14 protein-coding genes, 1 tRNA gene, 1 rRNA gene and 3 pseudogenes are annotated in these 20,863 nt (G+C 48.6%); 2 read left to right on the top strand and 17 right to left on the bottom strand.

Going from position 1 to position 20,863, the window contains the following annotated elements; genetic code table 11:
* Positions 1-247 precede the first annotated feature (247 nt).
* Positions 248-1,648 carry a citrate/2-methylcitrate synthase gene (locus tag DW965_RS16775; RefSeq protein WP_117510221.1) on the top strand — a complete coding sequence of 467 codons (1,401 nt, stop codon included), beginning with the start codon at positions 248-250 and terminating at the stop codon, positions 1,646-1,648.
* A gap of 125 nt (positions 1,649-1,773) precedes the next feature.
* On the opposite strand, the pseudogene DW965_RS22300 reads toward DW965_RS16775, so the two are convergent.
* From DW965_RS22300 to DW965_RS16760, 3 genes and pseudogenes are all read right to left on the bottom strand, one after another.
* Positions 1,774-4,028: pseudogene (locus DW965_RS22300) on the bottom strand (DNA gyrase/topoisomerase IV subunit A).
* An 18-nt stretch (positions 4,029-4,046) separates the two neighbouring features.
* Positions 4,047-5,972, bottom strand: a complete 1,926-nt coding sequence (locus DW965_RS16765) for a DNA gyrase/topoisomerase IV subunit B (protein WP_117805360.1) — start codon at positions 5,970-5,972, stop codon at positions 4,047-4,049.
* Positions 5,973-6,094: 122 nt separating this feature from the next.
* The gene (locus DW965_RS16760; RefSeq protein WP_117805359.1) at positions 6,095-6,757 is read right to left on the bottom strand and encodes an HAD family hydrolase; all 663 of its coding nucleotides are present in this window, start codon (positions 6,755-6,757) and stop codon (positions 6,095-6,097) included.
* Between the two features lie 206 nt (positions 6,758-6,963).
* On the opposite strand from DW965_RS16760, the gene DW965_RS16755 reads away from it, so the two are divergent.
* Positions 6,964-7,035, top strand: a tRNA-Glu gene (locus DW965_RS16755).
* Between the two features lie 118 nt (positions 7,036-7,153).
* Here the strand turns inward: DW965_RS16755 and pepT are convergent.
* The 14 genes and pseudogenes from pepT to DW965_RS16690 all read right to left on the bottom strand — a co-directional run.
* Positions 7,154-8,371: a peptidase T gene (gene pepT, locus DW965_RS16750; RefSeq protein ID WP_117510225.1), complete on the bottom strand. Its 1,218-nt coding sequence runs from the start codon at positions 8,369-8,371 to the stop codon at positions 7,154-7,156.
* Between the two features lie 16 nt (positions 8,372-8,387).
* Positions 8,388-8,699, bottom strand: coding sequence for a metal-sensing transcriptional repressor (locus DW965_RS16745; RefSeq protein ID WP_022463104.1), 312 nt, complete (start codon positions 8,697-8,699; stop codon positions 8,388-8,390).
* 79 nt (positions 8,700-8,778) lie between these two features.
* Positions 8,779-9,537, bottom strand: coding sequence for an arginase family protein (locus tag DW965_RS16740; RefSeq protein ID WP_117510226.1), 759 nt, complete (start codon positions 9,535-9,537; stop codon positions 8,779-8,781).
* A gap of 17 nt (positions 9,538-9,554) precedes the next feature.
* Positions 9,555-10,430, bottom strand: coding sequence for an ABC transporter permease (locus tag DW965_RS16735; RefSeq protein WP_055217680.1), 876 nt, complete (start codon positions 10,428-10,430; stop codon positions 9,555-9,557).
* Between the two features lie 14 nt (positions 10,431-10,444).
* Entirely contained in the window at positions 10,445-11,410 is a 966-nt protein-coding gene (locus DW965_RS16730; RefSeq protein WP_117510237.1) for an ABC transporter ATP-binding protein, read from the bottom strand.
* Complete coding sequence (locus DW965_RS16725; protein WP_119198619.1) at positions 11,397-12,266, bottom strand: hypothetical protein; 870 nt, start codon at positions 12,264-12,266, stop codon at positions 11,397-11,399. The genes DW965_RS16730 and DW965_RS16725 overlap by 14 nt, the downstream gene beginning before the upstream one ends.
* Before the next feature lie 11 nt (positions 12,267-12,277).
* Positions 12,278-13,942: a hypothetical protein gene (locus tag DW965_RS16720; protein WP_119198618.1), complete on the bottom strand. Its 1,665-nt coding sequence runs from the start codon at positions 13,940-13,942 to the stop codon at positions 12,278-12,280.
* Positions 13,939-15,072 carry a sensor histidine kinase gene (locus tag DW965_RS16715; protein ID WP_055228565.1) on the bottom strand — a complete coding sequence of 378 codons (1,134 nt, stop codon included), beginning with the start codon at positions 15,070-15,072 and terminating at the stop codon, positions 13,939-13,941. The genes DW965_RS16720 and DW965_RS16715 overlap by 4 nt, the downstream gene beginning before the upstream one ends.
* Positions 15,062-15,760, bottom strand: coding sequence for a response regulator transcription factor (locus tag DW965_RS16710; RefSeq protein ID WP_022462401.1), 699 nt, complete (start codon positions 15,758-15,760; stop codon positions 15,062-15,064). The genes DW965_RS16715 and DW965_RS16710 overlap by 11 nt, the downstream gene beginning before the upstream one ends.
* Positions 15,761-15,909: 149 nt before the next feature.
* A pseudogene (locus DW965_RS22295) lies at positions 15,910-17,237 on the bottom strand (MATE family efflux transporter).
* Positions 17,238-17,447: 210 nt separating this feature from the next.
* Entirely contained in the window at positions 17,448-18,275 is an 828-nt protein-coding gene (locus tag DW965_RS21770; protein ID WP_330421245.1) for an ABC transporter permease, read from the bottom strand.
* On the bottom strand, positions 18,169-19,776 hold the full coding sequence (locus tag DW965_RS16700; protein ID WP_330421244.1) for an ABC transporter permease: 1,608 nt from the start codon (positions 19,774-19,776) through the stop codon (positions 18,169-18,171). Before DW965_RS16700 ends, DW965_RS21770 begins: the two co-directional genes overlap by 107 nt.
* 14 nt (positions 19,777-19,790) lie before the next feature.
* Positions 19,791-20,488, bottom strand: a pseudogene (locus DW965_RS16695) (ABC transporter ATP-binding protein).
* Between the two features lie 252 nt (positions 20,489-20,740).
* Positions 20,741-20,863 (bottom strand): 23S ribosomal RNA (locus tag DW965_RS16690); the annotation flags it as partial.

Here is a 20,863-nt window from a genome sequence, read left to right as displayed (position 1 = left end):
AGCATTTTTTGAAATTTATGAATCTTTTCTAAATTTGTTCCGTCCCCACTGATTTCCCGCCGTTTCCATCCCTGTTGTTTTCACCTCCCTGGCGCAAATTTTATGCATAAACTTTGTCCTTACTTTCAAAATTAAGGAAAACCATCCCTTTTCCTTATAAAAATTAATGTATTTTGAAAGAAAAGCATTGACAACCGCCAAAAAAGTAAGTATAGTTTTTAACTAAAGGAAGAAAGGGGCTGTTGTCATGACCATGCAATACGATAATCTGGAAGACAAGCTCAGTCAGCTTGTAGAGTATACGAAAGATTCCGGAAAGATTGATTTATCTTTATACACTGAGTACGATGTAAAACGGGGACTGCGTGATTCCACTGGTAAAGGTGTTCTCACCGGCCTGACCGAAATTTCCGATGTTATCGGCTTCGATATTGATGAGCGCACCGGCGAAAAAGTTCCGACCGATGGCCGTCTCTATTTTCAGGGCTATAACGTCGCAGATCTGATCAAAGGTATGGAAGGACGACGCTTCGGTTTTGAAGAGATTACCTATCTTCTTCTGTTCGGTTCTCTTCCAACGGAACCGCAGTTAAATGATTTCAACGAAATTTTAAGTATCTACCGCGAGCTGCCGGACACTTTTGTCCGCGACGTTGTCATGAAGGCAACCAGCAAAAACATGATGAATACTCTGCAGCGCTGTGTGCTGACCCTGTATTCCTACGACGAAAAGCCGGATGACATTTCCATTCCGAACGTCCTCCGCCAGGCTTTGAGTCTGATCGCCAAAATGCCGCTGATCGCCGTTTACGGCTACCATGCATACCGCCACTACCACGAAAACCAGAACCTGATCATCCGAAATCCGAAACCGGAGCTGTCGATGGCTGAAAACATTCTGCAGATGCTTCACCCGGATGGAGAATACACTGCTCTGGAGGCAAAGGTTCTCGATGTTGCGTTAATTCTTCACGCAGACCACGGCGGCGGAAATAACTCAACATTTACGACACACGTTGTCTCCTCCTCCGGAACCGATACCTACTCTGCTGTTGCGGCTTCTTTAAGTTCCTTAAAAGGACCGCGCCACGGCGGTGCCAACTTGAAGGTTATGGAGATGTTTGAAAATATTGAAGAGAATGTTACAAACTGGGAAGACGAAAACGAACTGCGCACCTACCTGACCAAAATGCTTGATCGTGAAACATTCGATGGAACTGGTCTTATCTATGGTATGGGCCATGCTGTTTATACCCTGTCCGATCCACGTTGTGTGATTCTGAAAGAATATGCAAAGAAGCTTTCCGCTGAGAAGCACCGCGAGAAAGAATTTGCTCTCTATGAGTCTGTAGAACGCATTGCCGGCGAGTGTATCGCCAGAAAGCGCCGTCTGCTCAAACCAGTCTGTGCAAATGTTGATTTCTACAGCGGTTTCGTCTACACAATGCTTGGCCTTCCAAAAGAGCTCTACACCCCGATCTTTGCTATCTCCCGTATCTCCGGCTGGTCCGCACACCGGATCGAAGAGCTTGTCAACGAAGGAAAGATCATCCGTCCGGCTTATAAATATGTCGGTCATCATCGTCCGTACGTTGCCATTGAAAGAAGAACCCCAAGAAAGACTTCCCACAGTTTTTCAAATAACTAAAAAATTATGCAAAAAGGACATCTGCCCGTACCGTTCTGGTATCGGGCAGGTGTCCTTTTATTGCCAAGTGATCTCTCGAAAAACCCGCGGAGCGTGCTTCTCATGGTTATAAACAAAACTCTGCGTTATACCCGGATCTTTGTTCCCTTGGTATCTCGTTTTGCCAGCTTAATCTTCGCTGTCAGAGAAATCTCTTTGTCGTGATACGTGATCGTGTAATCCATCCGGCTTGCCAGCAGATACGCATGCTCTACCGCGTCGTCCTCTGCCATACGGATACCACGCACACCAACGGCTGCTTTTTTCTTCTCCGGCACTTCACTCGTAAGGAAGCGCAGGAAGACACCGTTTTTCGTCTGCAGAACCACATACTCCTGCTCCTGGCAGACCTCGGCAAGAATCAGACGGTCCTCCTCGGATGAAAGCTTCGTCGCCGCGATCGTTCGTTTTACGACATCAAACTCGGATCCATCGACAAGTTTTACCATACCGGCCGCGCTGACGAACAGCAGCTTATTGTTCTTGATATTTTCCAGTGCATCGACGTAAATCATCTGCTCCTTCTGGCTGCTGTAATTTCCAAGGTTGTCGATCGGCGTTCCCTTGTCACGGAATCTTCCATACGGGATGTCCATTACTTTGATGCTGTGCATCATGCCAAGATCCGTAAAGACGCAGATCTTATCGGTGTTTTTGCACTGGAACACATATTTGTTCTCGTTGTGCACAGCCTCTTTGTTCCGCTCGTAAGCAGACGTATCGATCGTCTTCGCATAACCGAAGCGGTCCATCAGGAAGACAACATCCATCTCCTCGACCTTCAGCTCCTCAAGAACAATCGCCTCAGCATTCTCAATCGCCGTTTTCCGCTTGTGGCCGTACTCTTTTTTTATCTGCGTCAGATCTTCCATAATAACTTCCGACATCGAGTCGTAATGATTTAAGATATCCTCGTACTTTGTAATCTTCGCCACAGTCGCCTCATGATCTTTTAAGAGTGCTTCCACTTCCAGTCCGATCAGTTTCTGCAGACGCATCTCCAGAATCGCCGTTGCCTGGCGTTCCGTAAAGCAGAGCTGTGCTGCCATACGCTCACTTGACTTTGATTTGAAGCGGATACCATCGGTCACTCCCATAATCAGACACTCTTTGACCTGCTTCTGTGTCTTGCTTCCGCGCAGGATCTCAATGATCAGATCGATCACATCGCATGCCTTGATCAGACCTTCCTGCACCTCGCGGCGCTCCATCTCTTTGCGGAGAAGGTTCTGGTATTTGCGGGTTGCCACTTCAAACTGGAAATCAACGTGATGCTCGATCACCTGTTTAAGGCTTAACGTCTCCGGTCTTCCATCTGCCACGGCGAGCATGTTGACACCGAACGTATCTTCCAAACGTGTTTTCTTGTACAGCAGATTCGTGATCCGCTCCACATCCGCGCCTTTTTTCAGTTCGAGCACGATGCGTGTTCCTTCTTTCGAGGACTGGTTGGAAATGTCGACGATTTCCGGCGCTTTCTTGCTCTCCACAAGCCCCGCCACATCGTTCAGGAACTTTCCGATGTTCGCACCGATCATCGGGTACGGAATTTCGGTGATCACAAGATACTGCTTTCCGTTTCTGCCTTTCTCCACTTCCACTTTTCCGCGGATTTTAATCTTTCCGACACCTTTTTCGTAGATCGACAGCAGGTCATCCTGATTGACGACAATACCGCCGGTCGGGAAATCCGGTCCTTTGATGTATTTCATCAGACCTTTGACGGTGATGTCGTTGTTTTTCATGTAGGCCTTGACCGCATCCACAATCTCACACAGGTTGTGCGGCGGAATGCTTGTTGCCATACCGACAGCGATACCGTCTGCGCCATTCAACAGAAGGTTCGGCACGCGCACCGGCAGAACAGACGGCTCTTTTTCCGTCTCGTCGAAGTTCGGTACGAAATCGACAACGTCTTTGTCGAGATCCTTTAAATAGACCTCCTGTGTAATTTTCTGCAGTCTCGCCTCGGTATATCGCATTGCAGCGGCACCGTCACCCTCAATCGACCCGAAGTTTCCGTGACCGTCCACAAGCGGCTGCCCTTTTTGAAATCCTGTGCCATTACGACAAGAGCATCGTAAATGGAACTGTCGCCGTGCGGATGGTATTTACCCATCGTATCGCCGACGATACGCGCGCACTTTCGGAACGGCTTGTCGTACTGGATGCCGAGCTCATACATGTCATACAGAGTACGGCGCTGTACCGGCTTTAAACCGTCCCGCACGTCCGGAAGCGCTCGGGAAATGATGACGCTCATCGCATAATCAATATAAGATTTCTGCATGACCTCAGAATATTCGGTCCGTATAATCTGATCTTCTGATTTTTCTTTCATCTTCCTTTGTCCTTCCTGTTAAATATCCAGCTCTGCATCGGTTGCATGCTCATAAATAAATGCTTTCCGCGGCGGAACCTCGGTTCCCATCAGTACTTCCGTCACATCGGAGGCCATACGGGCATCCTCGATCTCCACACGCTTCAAAAGTCTCGTCTCCGGATTCAGTGTCGTCTCCCAGAGCTGCTCCGGGTCCATCTCGCCAAGACCTTTGTAGCGCTGCAGCGTAAATTTTTCTTTGTGTGTCTTTCTGTATTTTTCCAGTGCTTTGTCGTCGTACAGATACTCTTCTTTTCCGCGGGACGGCATTGCCTTGTAAAGAGGCGGCATCGCGATATAGACATGTCCCTCGTAGATCAGCTCCGGCATGAAACGGTAGAACAGTGTCAGCAGCAGCGTTGAAATATGCGCACCGTCGACATCGGCATCTGCCATGATGATAATTTTATCGTAACGGAGCTTTGTGATATCGAAGTCGTTGCCGTAACCCTCGGAAAAGCCGCAGCCGAATGCATTGATCATGGATTTGATCTCGGCATTTGCCAGAACTTTATCAATAGAAGCCTTCTCTACGTTCAGAATCTTACCGCGGATCGGCAGAATTGCCTGGAAATTACGGTCACGCGCCGTCTTTGCGGAACCGCCCGCAGAATCTCCCTCGACGATAAAGATCTCGCACAGCGACGGGTCCTTTTTCTCGCAGTTTGCCAGTTTGCCGTTCGTATCAAACGAATATTTCTGCTTGGTCAGCATATTCGTCTTGGCTTTTTCTTCGCTTCTGCGGATTTTGGCAGATCGCTCAGCGCAGGCAAGAACATTTTTCAGCACTTCGAGATTGCGGTCGAAATACAGCGGAATCTCCTCGCCCGTTACTTTTCCGGCGGCCTTTGCCGCATCCGGGTTGTCCAGCTTCGTTTTTGTCTGACCCTCGAACCGCGGATCCGGGTGCTTGATCGAAATAACAGCGGTCATACCGTTTCGGATATCCGATCCCGTAAAGTTATTGTCTTTTTCTTTTAAGACACCGATCTCTCTGGCATAGCTGTTCATAATCGTCGTAAAGGTCGATTTGAAACCGGAAATATGGGTACCGCCCTCAGCGTTGTAGATATTATTACAGAAGCCGAGCACGTTTTCCTGGAATTCGTTGATATACTGGAACGCACATTCTACGGTAATGCCCTCAGATTCCCCTTTGAAATAAATCGGATCGTGGATTGCCTCTTTATTCTTATTCAGATCGCGCACAAAACCAACAATGCCGTCCGGCTCGTGATACGTCAGGTGCTCCTCTTTTCCATCGCGCAGATCGGAAAAATAAATGGTAAGCGCCGGGTTCAGATATGCAGTCTCATGAAGACGGCTTTTGACCTCTGTTGCGGAAAAACGTGTTTTCTCAAAGATTTCCGGATCCGGCAGGAAGTTGATGCGGGTTCCGCTGTTCTTCGTTTTTCCGATCTTCGGCAGCAGCCCATCCTCATCGAGTTCCTGTACGGCAACACCTCGTTCGTAGCGGTCGTGATAAACCCAGCCGCCGAGGCTGACCTGTACGTCAAGATAGGTAGAAAGCGCATTGACAACCGAAGAACCGACACCGTGCAGACCGCCGCTTGTCTTGTACGCATTGTTGTCGAATTTACCGCCGGCGTGCAGGGTTGTAAAAACGAGACGCTCCGCCGGAACGCCTTTTTCATGCATGCCGACCGGGATTCCGCGGCCGTTGTCGGTCACGGTCGCCGAGCCGTCTGCTTCAAGTGTTACGTGAATGGTGTCGCAGTAGCCCGCAAGATGCTCGTCCACCGCATTGTCTACAATTTCATAAATCAGATGATTCAGGCCTTTCCGCGAGGTACTTCCGATATACATACCAGGGCGCTTACGCACTGCTTCGAGACCTTCCAGCACGGAAATACTGCTGGCATCATACGTTTCTTTTTTTGGCATAACTGTTCTATCCTCACTTATGTGTTACTGTCTTTTTCTCTTAAAAATACTTCTGTCTGTCCCATTTTGGGGGCACAGTATTTTATTATATCATTTTTCTTCCCGGAATAGCAAGATTTTCTTTAGAAGAAAGAATCTCCTCCGTTCATCAGCTCCTTAAAAGAAGTCACGTAGCGGTCTGCTTCCTGCTCCATCTTTGCGCGGTTTCCTTCCCCGCTTCTGTCATACACGCCCACAGCCGCAAATCCGCCCATTTTGGCGCCGCGGATTCCCGCTAGGATATCTTCATATACCACACACGTTTCCGGCGGAAGAGACAGCTTTTCAGCCGCTTTCTCGTAGATATCCGGAAAGCCCTTGCCGCGCTTTACTTCCGAGACGGTGACAAATGCTTTAAAACACTCATAAATCCCATTTCTCTTTAAGGCCGGCTCATACAGCTCCGGGCTCGATGAGGTAGCAACCGCCATGCGGATTCCTTTTTCTTTTAAATAGCGGAGATATTCTGCTGCCCCGTCTTTTAACTCCACTTCATACGTATAGGCGTCGACCGCCATCTGATGCCACTCCTGAATCAGCTCTTCCGGCGTTTCCGGAAAGCCGAACCGTCTGATCGTGTAGCGGGCAGCCTCCAGAAAGCCGAGCGGTGTAATCGCCTCCTGATAATCCGGCGGAACCTCAAGTCCTCTCTTCTTTAAAAATGCAACATCGATGTCATCCCAGACCCACATCGAGTCGAGCAGTGTTCCGTCCAGATCAAAAATGGCTCCTTTGTACTGTTTCATTTGTCTTCTCCTTCTCTATTCTAATCTTTTTTCTTTCTTTTTAGAACGTATTTCTGTTTTTCTTAGAACATTTGTTTGTTTTATCATACCATAACTGGCAAAAAATGCAAGTAAAATGCGAATTTCGCTACTTTTTGAAATTTTTTAAATTTTTTTCAAAAAAACACTTGCATTTTCTCCAGACATCGTGTATTATAAGCGAGTACGGTTCGTTGGTCAAGAGGCTAAGACGTCGCCCTCTCACGGCGAAAACAGGGGTTCGATTCCCCTACGAACTGTTTTGAAGCGGAGCCTGTGCGGCTCCGTTTTTTGTTGCTTTGCATCCTGTCTATTTGAAAAAGCCCGGCAGCTTTCCTGTCGGACTTTTTATTTTATCATTCTCTATTCTTTTCAGCTTCACTCTGCGTAAATCTTAACCAGCTCTTTCAGCATTGCCACCGCCAGTTCCATTCCCTCGACGGTAATGTGCTCATACGGTCCATGATACGCATATCCACCGGTTCCAAGGTTCGGGCACGGCAGACCCATGAAGCTTAAGCGCGCACCGTCTGTACCGCCGCGGATCGGAAGAATGATTGGCTCCATGCCGGCTCTTCTGGCTGCCTCTTCTGCATTTTCAATCAGATGGTAGCAGGGACGAATCTTCTCGGACATATTGCGGTACTGCTCTTTGATCTCCAGCTTTACGGTTCCTGCCCCGTATTTTTCATTCATCTCTTTTTCAATCCGGCGCAGATTCTCTTCTTTTGCTGCAAACTTCTCTGCATCGTGATCACGGATGATATATTCCGACTCGGCATGTGCTACATCACCGCTCATTCCGGTCAGGTGATAGAAGCCTTCGTATCCGTCTGTGTTTCTCGGAGACTCTGCTTCCGGCAGGAGAGACTGAATCTCGCTCGCTACAGCAATCGCATTAATCATCGTATCTTTCGCACTGCCCGGGTGAACATTAAATCCGGTCACGGTAAATTTTGCACCGGCTGCATTAAAGTTTTCGAACTCGATCTCTCCCTCTGCCCCACCGTCTACGGTATAAGCAAATTCTGCATCGAATCCCGGAACATCGAAGAAGTCAGCACCTTCTCCAATCTCTTCATCCGGTGTAAAGGCGATGGAAATCTGCCCATGTGGAAATTCTCCGGCAAGAAGCGCTTCTGCCAGCGTCATAATCTCTGCTACTCCTGCCTTATCATCTGCACCGAGTACCGTCGTTCCATCGCTTGTAATCAGCGTTTTACCGGCCAGGGATGCAAGATGCGGAAATACCGCAGTCTCCAGCGTTCTGCCGCTTTCAGACAGTTTCAGATCCTTTCCGTCATAATTTTCATGAACCACCGGGTTTACAGCATGGTCCGCAAAATCCGATACGGTATCCATATGGGCGATAAAACCCAGCTTTGTTTTGCTCTCATATCCCTTCGTTGCAGGAATCTTTCCATATACATAGCATTTTTCATCTATGCGGACATCCGACACGCCAAGCTTCTTCATTTCTTTTACCAGCTGCTCCGCCAGGACTCTCTGGCACGCGGAAGACGGATGTGTTCCGCTTCTTTCATCGCTCGGTGTCGGCACTTTAACATAATTCAGTAATCTTTCATATGCTTTCATTTTCTTCTTCTCCTTCTTATTTCATCAGCTTCTGGATGGTTTTGCAGAGCTCATCCACGGCGCCTTCTTTTCCCTGCCGGATATCCTCCACAACGCAGGATTTGATGTGGCTGGAAAGCAGTACCTTGTTGAAGCTGTTTAATGCAGACTGGATCGCGGATACCTGGGTCAGGATATCGACGCAGTAGCGGTCGCTCTCCACCATTTCCCGTATTCCGCGCACCTGGCCTTCAATTCTCGAAAGACGGTGGATCAGATCTTTGTATTCTTTTTCGTCCCGCACTTTTTTCCGGTCGCATTCACTGCAGTGTGTACAACATTCACCCATGAGGTTTCCTCCTTGTGTTCCGTCACTCTATATACCCCGTCTGGGTATGAATTTATGATACTCTTTTGCCCAGGCTTTGTCAATCTTCGATTTTTGCCGCAAGCGCGCCGTACAGCTTCTGGTTTACCAGACTTGCCGCGCTGCACTCCGCCTCCGGCGCGTTCGCCGACGGCTCTCCGCAGAGATCGACCGCGAGCACCTTTCTCCCCGCAAGACAGTCCTTTGCAAGGGACAGCAGCTCATCCACACGCACATTTCCCTGATCCCAGTTCGTATCAAGCTCCTCCTTTGACAGAATGTCCTTATCGACCGACAGATATACCGGAAATGTTCCCGCATGGGATGCAAAAACCTCTTTGATCTTCGCCGCTCCGCTTCCGTCGTCGAGCTCTTCCTGTGTCACAAACCAGACATGCTCCATCGCTTCCGTTTCCCGCACCAACGCCTCCGGCGGGCCGATTACACAGATTCCTTTGATGTTTTGATACGCCCCGGCAGCATCCCGGATCCAGGAACCGCAGGAGAGCACCGGAAGAAGCGCCGGCGGCTGCATATCGGTATGGTGGTCGAATACGGCTAAAAACAAATCTTCTTTTTCCAGTCCCAGCAGCAATTTGCTCATATAGTGATAATTGCCAGAATCCAGAAGGCGGATCCGCGGCAGCTCTTTCGTTTCTTTTTTTCGGCCAAGTTCCGCTTCCAGAAACTGCTCCGTCTCCGGATCGAGATAACCGTCAGTTCCCCGGAGCTCTCTCAGATCCCAGATCTTTCCCGCCTGCTCCCAGGCATATCCTTCGGACTCATAAATTCCGGAAAGGCTAAAACAAAATGGTTTCATCTTCTCTTTTACTCCTGTTATTTATTTAATGGATTCAGCTTTCTTCCCGCCGTCACAAGAAGAACGGCTGATATCAGAAGCTGCAGAACGGCACTCGCCTCCGGCAGATAATGGATCAGCGGATTCTGTCCGTAATTTCCAAGCAGATAGCAGAGCTGTTCCATCTCTCTTCCATTCCCAAGCTGGCGGCTGATGATCCCCGCAAACGAGGTAAACGGATTGAAAAGAAGAAGGTAAATTACACCTCCTACATCGATCTGCTGATAAGCTGCCGTCATCTCCTGCTGCAGCAGTCCTGCGTAGTAGGCAAGCCCCGTGCAGGCGCATATTCCTACGACCAGAAAAACGACAATGACATAGGAAAGAACGGTCGCCAGTGTGGTCCGCTTAAAAACAACCGAACAGAAAATGCCGATACTGCCGACAAAAATTCCGGTCAGAAGAAGTCCTCCCGCCATCAGAAGCAGTCCGCCAAGGCCGATACCGCCGAACACCACAACAAGGGACAGCACCGGCAGTGCCGAAACCGTCAGTATCAGAACAACGCCAAGCGATGCCTCCAGCTTTCCCGTAATGATTCTCCACGGGTTCAGGTTCGTCGTCAGCAGCACATCCAGCGTTTTTTTCTCACGCTCCAGCGAAATGCTTCCTCCCGCAACCGCCGGAACCGAAAGGACAACGAGAATAAACAGAAGATACGTCATCAGAATATAGCAGTTCATCGGAACGCTGTAGCTGACCGGTGCCAGATAGCCAAGCTGGCTGCTCTCCCCGAAATAGCAGACAAACGCAACCACGGCAAGCAGCAGATTGCAGACAAAAATAATCCAGGAAATCCGCGATGACCGCGAGTTCCGCTTCATTTCTTTTTCAAATACAGGATTTAACCGCACGTTTCGTTCCCTCCTTATCCGATCGTGTTTCCGAACGTTTCTGTGTTTCGGCTCTTCTGTTCCGTTTCCCCGGTCAGATGAAAGAACAGGGACTCCAGGCTGTTGTGTTCCCGTGCAAATGAAACCACAAGGATTCCGGCATCCACCAGTTTCTGCAGCAGATACGCCTCCTCCTCCCGGCTTCCCGAAAACCAGGCCGCAATCTTGTTTTCATCCACAGAAAGGCGGCTGACCTGCGGATCCTGCCGCAATAGTTCCAGCGCCTTTGGCACCTGGTTCAGCACAGTGATGCGCAGCGGATTGGAGCTGTCGATCGCAAGCATAATGTTTTCCAGCTTTCCCTGCTGTACCATGACACCTCCGTTGATGACACCGATGCTGGTGCACAGATCTGCTAATTCCGAAAGAATATGGGAGCTGATCAGAATCGTATAATCCTCCCGCGCCAATCGCTGCAGGAGAAGCTGAAAATCCTTTCTTGAACGCGGATCCAGACCGGAATTCGGTTCGTCCAGCACCAGAAGCTTCGGTTTATGGATCATCGCGCGCGCCAGACAGAGCCGCTGCTGTATGCCCCTTGAGAGCGAATCCACCATCTGCTCCTCTTTTCCCGATAGTTCGACCATCTCCAGCACTTCCCGCGCACGGACAGTTCCTGCCCGCCCGTAAATTCCATACGATGCGGCAAAAAATTCCAGATACTCTATCACGCTTAAGTTTTCATAGACGCCAAAGAAATCAGGCACAAAGCCGATCAGGCTTTTCTGCTTCAGAATATTTTTTGTCGTCCGCACGCCGTCCAGCCACAGATCGCCGCCGTCGCTCTTTAAAAGCCCTGAAATAATGCGCAGCGTCGTTGTTTTTCCCGCACCATTCGGTCCGACAAAGCCGTAAATATCGCCTTTTTTTACTTCCATATCAAGACCGTTCAGGGCATATGTTTTTCCGTATTTTTTGGTCAGTTTCTCAATTTTCAGTATCGGCATTTGGCTCCTCCGTTAACAGATTCTCCAGATATTGCTCCGGTGGGATCTCTTTCGCCTTTACGATCAGATTCGGTGCCTCATAGTATCCATAATTTTCATGATACTCTTCTCCCTTTTCCTCTTCGGAAAGACGGTACCGCACACGGATCTGGTTGTCCGCATTCACATACTGCGCCTCCAGTGCCGGATCACTCGCAAAATCGATCTCCCAGTCGGAAATTTTATCATACGTTCCCGTCTGAAAATTGTACAGATCAATGATTCCATTGAAATTCCGGATCTTGGTCCCATCCTCCGTGCGGGCTTTCTCGAAAGCAAGCGAAAGAATGGTTCCCCGTTTTCCTCCCCCGCCGGTTTCTGCCGCCTGGATCTTATCTTCTAACGCCGTCATCGCATACGGCCAGAATGCAGGATCATAGATTCCCTCGGAATCCGGCTGCATCACGCCTTTAGCATACATTCCATACAGACACCAGATGTTGTTGTTTTCAAAGACACCGTTCAGATAATACGTTACTTCTGTTTCCTCTTCCGAGATTCCGCCGGAATTCGGTCCCATTTCAAAGCTTACCGTGTTTCCGCCGTCCCATCCGCTGTACTCCTGCGCATACGGACAGTACACAACGCCGGCCTCTTTCATGTCCACAAACACTTCCTGATAGTAATACGAGATTCCATACGCTTCGTATCCGCTGTCAAGCTGGAACGTATCGTCATTGCCTGCCAGCTTTCCAAAGAAAAGGCAGTTGTCACTCCGGTTCGGCATGTGATTATAGATGACGCCGTCCAGATAATTTTTCTCTATCTCCGGCAGATCTTCTGCCGCACTCCAATTTCCGAAATCCCGCACGCTGTCCGCTTCTATTCCATCCAGCGTGATCGTCTCCCCGTTTTTGATGTCTCCAATGAGGCACAGTAACCTGGAACGGCGATCACACAGCTCTCCAGATCATAGCCTGTCTTATTTTCCACGGTTCCGCTGATCTTCTGATCCCAGAAATGAAACGTGCCTTTCAGTCCTTCGCCTTCGTCCAGCGTTTCCATCCGCTGCATGCCGAACTCATTCAGGGCAAATGCAGCCTGATTGGAAATTTCTGCCCTGTTTTTCTGTTCTCCGAAACTGATCTCCGTCTTTTCATATTCCGCATCCTCCGTTTCCGGCTGTGCCGTGCTGTTGGACATATAGTCCATACGGTTGTACGTCACCAGATCGTAGGACGGATCCAGATACAGCTCATAGGAAGCATTGTACGGCGCCTGTGCACAGAAATTAATGTAATCTTTCTGGTATGTATCGTACTGCCAGATTTCTCTTACATACGTCAGCACCGGGGCCTTGAGCCTCGTGCTCTGGCCAAACAGACTGATCAGCATAACAAAGACGGCCGAGCAGGCACAGATCGCCCCCCAGAGATACTGACGTTTTCCTGTTTTTTTCAAAAAGAAATACAATCCCGGCCCTGCCAGAACCAGATAGACCAGAATCAGGCCGCCGTACAGCACCGTATTCGGACGGTTCCGGATCCTAGTGTTTTCCAGAAGATCGGAAATCGTATAGTATTTCTGATAATTCGTATTTCGTTTTGCCAGAAGGCGGCTGGTGGTCTCTTCGTCCAGAATATTTTTCAGAAAATCTACCGGCGCTTCTTTAAACGCACTGCGCTGGCTTTCCGCAAATGTCTCGTTTCCCGAAAAGGTAATCAGAAGGCCTCCCTCTGCCTGCCAGAGATCAATTTCTTTCTGGAGTGTCTCATCCAGTTCTTCTTTTGACTGCTCCAGAAGGATCAGCACATCCGGCGAATACGACTCCGCAAGCCCGACAAGCTCCTCTGCCCGGACAGATGCAGCTTCCACCTCATAAATCCCGTCGTTCAGCGTAACTCCATTCAGCTGCTGCCCGTAATTAGTTTCTTCTTCCACAACGCAGACTTCCACCTTGGACTGGAAGAAGCCTTCACTCGAAATCGTTTCTTCCCGACTGTACACCGTGTCCCTCTGGCTGTTCTCCAGGCACAGGACACAAAAAGACGTATTTTCCACCAGAAGCCCTGCCGAAAAAGTCTTTGTAACGGTTCCGTTCGCCGGAATATAGATTGGAAAACGGTACGTAAAAAGGCTGTTTCTTCCGTCGCCCGACCGCTTGACCCCCAAAAACAGTTTTGAGAGAATGCCTTCTCCACTGTTTCTGCGGTAAATCGATTCCGCGGCGTTTTTTATCTGAAAAACAAAGTATCCTTCAAATTCAACAGCGCTCTCATTTGTGATTGTCACACGAATCGGTACGTGATTCCCATCCTGATAGTTTCCTTCGAATCCATAAGAAAAATCAATCTGGTATTCCCCTGCGTAGCTGTTGGCAAGAAACTGCTTTTCTTTCCCGCCGCTTCTTCCGCCATCCGACGGCGTGTTCTGATAAAGTTCTGTCCGCGTTGTCATCGCAGACACCCTCTGAACTCCCGCCAGAAGCAGAATCAGCAGCAAAATACCGGACAGACAGCAGATTTTGCTTCTTCTTTTCCTGTTCATCGCTTTTCGTCCTCTTTCTTCCCCTTTGGCATTCCGACCGGCAGTTCCACCTCAAAGACGGTTCCCTGCAGATCACTTTTTACCCGCACCTGTCCATGATGCAGTTCCGCAATCTGCTGTACAATCGCAAGTCCAAGTCCCGTCCCGCCGGTATCGCGGCTCCTCGACTGCTCTGTCCGGTAAAATTTCTGGAAAATATGATCCAGTTCCTGTTTTGGAATGATCCGTCCGTAGTTAATGACACGCGTGACCACATATTCGCCCTCTTTTTCCATTGAGACGCGGATCTGTTTTCCTTCTTTTCCGTATTTGACAGCATTGTTCAGCAGATTTCCAAAGAGCCGTGCCAGCAGCTCACCGTCCGCCTCGAGAAAAATCGCATGTTCCGCATGCAGAAATTCCACCTGAAGCTCATTTTTCACAAAAGACGGCGTCATCTCGTCGAGCATCTGCTCCATCAGCTGCACCAGATCAAGTTTTCCGAGATGCAGCTGCATCTCTTTGTGCTCCAGCTTGACGAATCCAAACAGCTCGTTCGTGAGCTGCTCCAGACGGAGTGCTTTCTGATAGGCAATATCGATATAATGATTTCTCGTCTCCTCATCCAGATCCGTCCGCGTGCGCACCCAGCCGAGATAGCCGATAATCGAAGTCAGCGGCGTACGGAGGTCATGTGCCACGGATGAGACAAGATCGTTTTTCGTATGCTCCGCGATCCGTTCCCGTTCCATAATTTCCTTGATATTCTGCTGCATCGTATTTAAGTTCTCCGCCATCACAGAAAACTCGTCATTTCCCTTTACCTCGATCGGATGATCAAAATCCCCTGCTGATATCTCCTTTACCTTTTCCAGAATCTTCCCAATGTATCGGATGGTTTCGCGCATCAGGAAATAAAAGGTCAGGCAGAACGAAAGCAGCGCAGCCGCCGTCAGAATCATCGTCCGCACCGATGGGCGGAGGCCTCCCGGTCCGATCCAGGCGCTCCGGTAACCGATGTTCATCAGTCCATTGCCGAAAAAGGTCAGAATCCCGTCGGTAAGCGTCACTACAAGCACCGTGACAAGTGCACTTACAATCAGATCAAAGACCATCCTCTGGCTGAAGTTTTTTATAAAATCAGGCTTCAATTTTGTATCCCACTCCCCAGACTGTTGTAATAATCTTATCTTCTCTTGTGTCGTCTTTCATTTTTCCGCGCAGACGGCGGATATGTACCATAACCGTGTTGTTCGCCTCATAGAATTTTTCATGCCAGACGCGCTCGAAAATTTCGTCTGTACCGAACACGCGGCCCGGGTTGGAGGCCAGCAGATACAGAATATCAAATTCAATCGGTGTCAACTTGATGCTTTCTCCGTAGCAGACAACCTGATGGGTTACCTTGTTGATTTCCAGATGCTTTAAGGAAATCACTTCCTGGCGCTCGTGCGGCTTCGACGGATTCAGTTCGCGGTAGCGGCGGAGCTGGGATTTTACACGCGCCATCAGCTCCAGCGGATTGAACGGTTTTGCCACGTAATCGTCTGCTCCCGTTGACAGACCGACGATCTTGTCGATATCCTGCGTTTTGGCACTTACCATGATGATCGGAATGTTGTTCGTCTCCCGGATGCGGCGGCACATCGCAATACCGTCCATATCCGGCATCATCACATCGAGCAGCACCAGGTCGATTTTTTTCTCCTCCAGAATGCGGAGTCCCTCTTTTGCACTGTACGCTTTTAATACCTGAAATCCATCGCTGATCAGATAAATTTCCAGCAGATCCGCGATTTCTTTTTCATCATCCACAACTAAAATATTTGTTTCTTCCACGTCGTTTCCATCCTCTCTGTTTTTAACTACCGTAATGGTACCATGAATATTCAAAAAAATCTTTACTTAATTCTTACGTCTGTATTATCTATTATAAAAAGAAAAGCCTCCTTCCACAAGAGGCCGCTTTTCTTTTCTTCTTATATTTTTTATCTTCGTACTGCGCGGCGGTATACCACAAGAGAAACCGCTGCGGAAATGACCTCTGTGATCCAGAAGGCATGCCATACGAAAACGCCGCCTCCCAGATGGGACAGCAGGTAAGCTGCCGGGAGAATGACAATGACATTTCGGCAGAGGGAAATGATCAGGGAAGATCCGCCTTTTCCGAGTCCCTCCAGCGCACCGGAGGATGTGATGGAAACTGCCGAAATCAAAAAGCCCACGCTGATGCGTGTCAGCGCCTGTCCGCCAAGACGGATGGTCTCCGGATTGCTGCTGAACAGTCCGATCAGCTGTTCCGGAATGGCAAGGCAGATGCCGGTTCCAATAAGCATGATCACCGCACACATAATCAGGGTAATCTCATAAATCTTCCGCACACGCTTATGCTCGCCTGCGCCGTAGTTGAAGCCGATAATCGGGCGCATGCCCTGTACAATGCCGTTTGCTGTCAGATAGATGAACGTCTGCAGCTTGTAGTAAATGCCGAGCACGACAACGTAGCTCTGGGAATACACGGCCAGGATTCCATTCAGTGCGGAAATCAGAAGAGACGGCAGCGCCAGGTTCAGGATCGCCGGGACGCCGATCGCGTACAGTCTTCCGACCAGATTTTTTCCTTCTTTTAAATATTCCGGACGGATTTTGACCGAAATCGGGCGGATCTTGTAAATGATCCAGTAAATCACGACCGGTGTCACCTGACCGATGCCGGTTGCAAGTGCCGCACCCTCAATTCCAAGACGCGGGAACGGTCCGATTCCGAAAATAATGAGCGGATCCAGAATGATGTTGACAATACAGCCGACCATCATACCGGTCATCGTCACTTTCATCCGGCCGACTGCCTGAAAACCTTTTCAAAGTAAAGGTTTGCCATGATTGCTATGGTAAACAGAAAGATAATCCGTGAATACCGGACACCAAGATCGATGACAGTTTCGGAAGAAGAAAACATCCGCAGGAAACGCTCGATGACCAGAAGGCTTCCGATCGTTAAAATAACCGCATGCAGCATGGTAAGGGCAAGGCCCTGTGTTGCAGCACAGCCGGCTGCCTTTTTGTCACCCGCTCCCAGATAATACGAAATCACCGCATTCAGTCCGATTCCAAAACCGATGGCAACGGCATTTACAAAATTCTGTACCGGATAAACCAGGGAGAGCGCCGTCATGGCATCTTCGCTGATCTGTGCGACAAAGAAGCTGTCCACAATGTTATATAAGGAATTGACCAGCATCGAGATTACCATTGGAAGCGCCATCGAAACCAGCAGTGGAAATACTGGCTTTTCTTTCATAAAGTTTTCGTTCATTATTACCTCCATTTGTGATCTTTTCTGTTGGTGGGCTTACGTGCAGGCACGGACTTTGCTCCATTGCCACAAAAAAAGCCACGCAATTATCTGCTTTCGATAATTGCGTGGCGAAAAGAACTTTATTACAAGTTGAAAAATCCACACCAAGTTTGAGAGCAATATACCACACTTTGCCCGGGCTTGTCAAGATTTCTCCTGTAACTTTTTTTATTCTACATTTTTCAGTGCCTCGTCCATCGGAATCTTTTGGATGTGGCGGAACTGCAGCACAGCGATAACAGCATACGCCGCAAGGCCCATCAGATACATTTTTCCGTAAATTGCCGGATCAATATAGTATGTCAGCCAGCCGCTGTACTCGGAAAGCATAATGACATAAATCTGGCGGATCAGCGCGGAGGCAATGATCAGGCTGACACCGATTGAGACGATCACAACCCAGGTTGTCGCCGTCAAATACAGACTCAAAATTTCCCTGTTCTCGTAGCCGAGAATCTTTACCATCGAAATCGAAGTCGTATTCTTCTCGATGATCAGCTTCGTCAGCAGATAAATCAGCAGCATGAACAGTACAATCGAGAAAACATTGATCAGCTGGAACATTTCTCCCATCGACACATTGAGCTGCCGTGAAATCTTTGTCATATCATCTTCCGTAATTTTCGTCGCGATATACGATTCCTCCAGGTCCGTGATCGGCTCGTTGGAGAAATAGCCGTTAAAGTAGTCCTCTGGATGATCGAATTCCTCGCAGAAGACATCCATCGGCAGAAATACCGCAAGGGCTCCCGGGTAGGCATAAATGCTTTTTACTTCAAAGCTGTACGTTTTGTCCTCATACGGCTCTTTCAGTTCCAGTGTATCGCCGACTTTCATTCCATATTTTTCGGCATAACCGTCGGAAATCGTCACGCCGTCCTCAAACAGTTCAGCGGAAACATATTTGCTGTCTTTCTGAATTCCATATACCGAAATGCTCTCGCCCTCCCGGTTTTTCGGAATATTTTTCAGCGATGTAAGAGCAAACGTTTCCACGCCTTCCGTATTTGTCTTCAGCGATGGCGTCAGAATTTCTGCACATTCCCATCAGCGTGTACTCATCATCCTCATCGATCGGATCCGGGACATTTAAAATATACTGGTAATCTGCCAGCATATTTTCCACCGCCTCCGTCTGGTAATGTGACAGCAGCGGTTTCATCATCATACCGAACAGCAACAGAATATTGGCAAATACGATACCGAGAAACAGGGTAAAGTAACTCGATTTGTTCTGCAGCAGGATCCGCAGACGAAACCGCGAGAAGAACCGGAAGTTCGGAAGACGCACCGCATGGCTTTTTCCTTTCTTTGCAAAATCGTGGCGCAGAAAACGCAGCGGTGACAGACGCAGACGGCCGGAAATCAGCACCGCGTTGATCACAAACATCAGAATTGCCGGAATTACGGTCGTGAGCAGAAATGCATTGGCATTCCACCGCGTCTGATACGTCGGCAGACTGTAGCTTCCATAATACATACCGGCGCAGATATCTTTAAACACGGTGTATCCCAGAATATTTCCAATCACCGCCGACAAAATCGTAATCAGTACCGGCAGGGACAGATAATGCAGCAGAAGTTCCCGTCTCGTATAGCCGGATGCGCGCAGCGTTCCGATCACCGACGCTTCTTTTACAATCGTATTGTTTGTCGTAACTGCAAAAATGAACGCCATGATGGCAATCAGGATGTACAGCAGTACCTCCACCATCACCTTGTCACCGCCCATATCGTCGCCGGTAAATTTGATTGCCTGATTGCCGTAGCGCGGCAGATAACCCGTCAGCGAGGAATGAGCCGCCAGAACCTCGACGAAATCATCGGACCATTCTTTTTCCTCGTTTTCATCTTTCGGTTCCGTATCATATTTCCAGGAATAGCAGTATTTGATATGGTCATCGGTAATGGCATCATACCCTTCTTCGGTCATGATTCCCACACCGAATTTAACCGCATCGAACATCATGTCACTCGAATTGCTGAACAGCGCACTGTAATCCGAAAGTGCCACAAGACCGGTAACCGTCAGTTCTTTTTTATCAACCGAGATCACATCACCGACCTGCAGGTCATTATTGTCCGCATACATACGGTCAATTGCAATTTCATCCTTCTGCTGCGGCATTTCACCTTTCATCAGGCAGACCAGATTGACCTCTGTTCTGGTTTTAAAAAGACGGATCGTGCTCTTTGGTTCCGAATCCAGATCCGTGTCGGCATCTTCGTCTTTATAGAAATTCTCGTAAATCGTTACCTTCTCTTTTTCCAGCCGTGTTCTCTGGTTGTCGGTGAGCTTCTGTTCTGTTGTAAAATTTCCGTTTTCCACGTTGTATTTTTCAAAGCTTTCATCGTAAGCATACAGCATGCTCTCATCCGCAACGAGAAAACCGGACACAAAGCCAATCGTCGCCGTCATAAACAGAAAAATAACGAGATATTTTCCAATATCGTTCTTCAGTTCCCGCAGCAGGCGTTTTCGTAATGGATTTTTCATACTTCCACCCCGCTTTACCAGTCCAGATCGCCGGCGGCGATTTTGGTCTCATTGACGTAGTTTTTACGGATCTGGCCGTCGCGCAGACGAATCACGCGGTCTGCCATGTTTTTGATCGCATCATTGTGTGTTACCATGATGACGGTGTTGCCGTACTTCTGATTGACGTCCTCGATCAGCTTCAAAATTTCTTTTGAAGTATGGTAATCGAGTGCACCTGTCGGCTCATCACAGAGCAGAATGCTTGGATTTTTGATGATAGCTCTTCCGATTGAAGTACGCTGCTGCTGACCGCCAGAGAGCTGGTTCGGCAGCTTGTCGCGGTGGTCATAGAGCCCCAGTGTCTTTAACAGATCGTTGATGTCGAGCGGATGATCGCTTAAGTATGCGCCGACTTCCATATTTTCTTTTACCGTCAGGTTGGAATCAGATTGTACATCTGGAAAACGTATCCTAAATGTTTTCGTCTGTACCGTGTCAGCGTTTTTTCATTCATATCCTCAATTTTTTCGCCTTCAATCACGATCGAACCGCTGTCCGCCTCGTCGATTCCGCCGATAATATTCAACAGTGTCGATTTACCGGAACCGGATGGACCGAGGAGAACACAGATTTCACCTTTTTCCACAGAAAACTGGATTCCCTTTAAGACCTCCACACGGCTTTCACCGGTTCCAAAACTCTTCTTCAGGTTATTAATCTCAAGAAACATAACTTTCCTCCCTGCATCTTTTTTCCTGAGTGTGTAAGAGTCTGTTTTGTGTTAGACTCTTCTAACCTCATAATACTGCTTTTTCTGTGAAATGAAAAGCGCTGTTAATGAGTATTTTTTTCATTAGCAGCGCTCTTTCTTTTATTTTTTAACAGAAAAAAACCATCGGATCTCTCCGATGGCCTTTCCAATATACCTTCAAAACCGCATACACTACACATCTATCATTCCATTTCTGTGAACACAACCAATTAGGTCAAGCCCTCGACCGATTAGTAACAGTCAGCTCCATGCCTTACGGCACTTCCACCCCTGCCCTATCTACCTCGTCGTCTTCAAGGGGTCTTACTTCTTTCGAATGGGATATCTCATCTT

It is taken from the genome of Blautia sp. AM47-4, assembly GCF_003479865.1.
GTDB lineage: Bacteria > Bacillota > Clostridia > Lachnospirales > Lachnospiraceae > Fusicatenibacter > Fusicatenibacter saccharivorans.
Note: the sequence above shows the minus strand (reverse complement) of the source record. Positions and strands in the feature narration are given on the sequence as shown.